At 63.9% G+C, this 2898-nt stretch carries 2 pseudogenes; both read right to left on the reverse strand.

Annotated elements, in window-relative coordinates:
* Positions 1-2224: pseudogene (locus tag WBB14_RS16985) on the reverse strand (xylulose 5-phosphate 3-epimerase); the annotation flags it as partial.
* Between the two features lie 42 nt (positions 2225-2266).
* Positions 2267-2898: pseudogene (locus WBB14_RS16990) on the reverse strand (acetate/propionate family kinase); the annotation flags it as partial.

A 2898-nucleotide genomic window follows, 5' to 3' on the forward strand; every position in this document is an offset into this window, starting at 1 on the left:
GACATCGAAGGTACCGCCGCGGCTGATGTAGCCAAGGGCGCGAGTCTTGGCGGGGCCACTGTCAATGCGGCGCAGAATGCCAAGCATGGGTTCCGGGCGAGTGTGCGTGACAATCACGCGCGGCAGGCCCGATGGGAACAGTGTGCTAACGGTTACGTCGTCATCGACGAATTCAGCTTCGATGACATCGCGTGGAATACGCAGGCGGCCGGGTTCCAGGACGACGGTGACACAGGCGCACTTGCCCAGCTCAGCAAGGTGCTGCTGTGCCTTGATTGCCTCGTCCAACTGGTAGGCGCCCAGCGCGATGAGTTGCACCTCGGCATTGGCGGGATTGCCTATCAGATGGGCTGCGCCGTCACTGATCAGACGTTGCGCCGATTCGGCGTCGAAGCGATTCTCCACGTCGCGCTTGGAGACGATCAGGCAACCAAGCTGGCCGCGTCCAGCATAGACGTCACGCAGTGCGGCGACGGCGGTATTGCCATCCACCGGGAACAGCACGCGCGAGGTGTCAGACATTTCGCCCAGCAGGGCTTCACCGATGGTCGGATCTTGGTGCGACTGTTCGTTCTTCGCATTCTCCCAAGTGTGCGAGGTGACGATAAGCGGCACCGACAGCCAGTCGGCTGGCCGGCCGGCCGGCCTGACGCTGGTGGCGGGCGAAGATGATTTCCTGCCGTATCAGGCCAAGCATCTTGACCGCGAAGGCCTCGTAGCTGACGACCAGATTCAGTCCGCCTTTGTTGCCGAGTGCTGCCGCAGCCACAGCTTCCTCGTTGAGCGCGGTGATGATGGCGCCGTGCAAATCCTCAGGCACACCGGCTTCGGGCTCGTTGACGCGGTGCTTGAGCAGCGCCAACGTGCCGCCCATTTTGTTGCTGGCCAATTCGTCAGGGTTGCCGATACGCATGCGCATATCGGGATTGGCCTTGGCGAATTCGACAAACCACTGATCCAGAGCCGTCATTGCACTGCCTTCGCTGCCTGGTGTCTCCCAGCATGGCTCGGGCAGTTTGGGCGCGGCGGGATGGCGATGCGCCATCGGATTCGCGCTCTCCAGCGGACGTTGTTGGGCGGCATGGCACGCGAAGGCGTCGAGTGCGGCGTTGAGTTCAACAGGCGGAACGAACAGCGCCGCTGCGCTCTCGTTGAACAGCCCGCGCATGGCGGCATCGGTGTGTGGATTGCCGCTCAGCGGCAGGTTGTGCGCGGCATTGCTGCCTGCACCGGGAAAGCCGAAGCCCTTCTCGGTCTCGGCGATCACGTAAGGCAGAGGCGCCGGATAGCGCCGATCCGGATCGGCGGCGAAGGCATGCAGCGTGTCCTCGGCTTTGATGATCGCCCAGGCGATCGCGGACGGGTCGCGACCATCGACGATCACTGGATCAAAGCCGTTGTGGCGCACGTCTTCAGCCAGCCATTGCGCACCGCCTTCTTGCATGATCTGAGTACGCTGCTCGATGCGGCGGCCATTGAGAATCATCACCGGCACGGCGAAGCCGCTGTCCTGCGCGCGCCACCAGCGTGGTGCCCAGTCCGGGCCGCGCTGTTCCTCGAAGGCACCGTCGCTGAGAAAGGCAACCAGCGATTCGCCAGGCAGCGGCATGTGGATGTACTGCAGTTCGGCAAAGCCGAGGTAGCCGCCTTCGGACACGGCGCCGGCAGTGTTGGGGCCGGCATGGCTGCCCAGCGGCACAGCCGGGAGGCCCTGCGCATTGATGGCATAGGAATAGAAATCAGCGCACAGGCGCGACAGGCCTTCCTCACTGCGGTCGTAACGGCCCCGCTGCGCGGGCGAGATGTCGCCGGTGAGCGCATTGACGGCTTCGATGGCGGCGACGCAGTGGCCTTGGCCCATGATCCAGCCGCGCCTGCTGCCGGTGAGCGCGTTGGCGAGCAGGTAGCCGACGAAGGCCTGCACCATGTTCAGCGAGCCACCGATGTGGCCTTCTGGCGTCAGCTTGAAGTCCTCCTCAGCCAGCAGCGCGCCGGACAGGTCAATGCGCTTCGCATAGGTCATGTGCGCGACCACGTTCATTGCCACGCAACCCAAGCGGTCGGCGGCAGCAAGGAAGGTGTAGGCCGTCGCCTCATCGGCAACGCGGCCATCGGCGATCAAACCGGCTACCAATGCATCTACACGTGCGACGGTCTCCTCGTGATGGACGATGGGGCCGTGGCCGGCAAACCAGCGCTGGCGAATGATGGAACCGGTGGTCATACGATTGACCTTCTTTGGTGCCGATGAACCCTGCGTGGGACATCACCCGGCGATCATGAGTTTCTGCGTACAGCGTGCTGCGATCCATTCCTCGTTGGTGGGCTCCAACGCGACACGCACGCGGCTGCCAGTGGTGGAGATGACGGGGGCATTAATGGTGTTGGCATCGGCATCGAGCTTGATGCCGAGGAAGGCCAGGTCGCGGCAGACGCGCTCGCGCACGAAGGCGTTGTGCTCACCGACACCGGCAGTGAACACGAGCAGATCCAGGCCGCCCAGTACTGCGGTCAGCGCGCCGATCTCGCGCACGATACGGCGCACGTAGAGCGCCAGCGCGATGCGGGCGCGTTCGCCAGCCTCACCGGGATCATTCTCGTGCTTCACCACCACGCGCGGTTCGGCCGAAATCCCGGAAACACCGAGCAGGCCGGACTGGTTGTAGAGCGTGCTGCCCACTTCTTCCAGCGAAAGTCTTTCGACCTCCATCAAGTAGAGCAAAGCGCCGGGATCGAGCGAGCCCGTGCGGGTGCCCATCATCAGGCCGTCAAGCGCGGAAAAGCCCATCGTGGTGGCGACGCTTTCCAGGTTCTGCATAGCGCACAAGCTGGCCCCGCTGCCGAGGTGCGCAACAATGGTGCGGCCTCGTGCCAGATCACCATGGCGCTCGGGCAGAG

It is taken from the genome of Achromobacter sp. (assembly GCF_049647645.1).
In the GTDB taxonomy this organism is placed as follows: domain Bacteria; phylum Pseudomonadota; class Gammaproteobacteria; order Burkholderiales; family Burkholderiaceae_B; genus Achromobacter.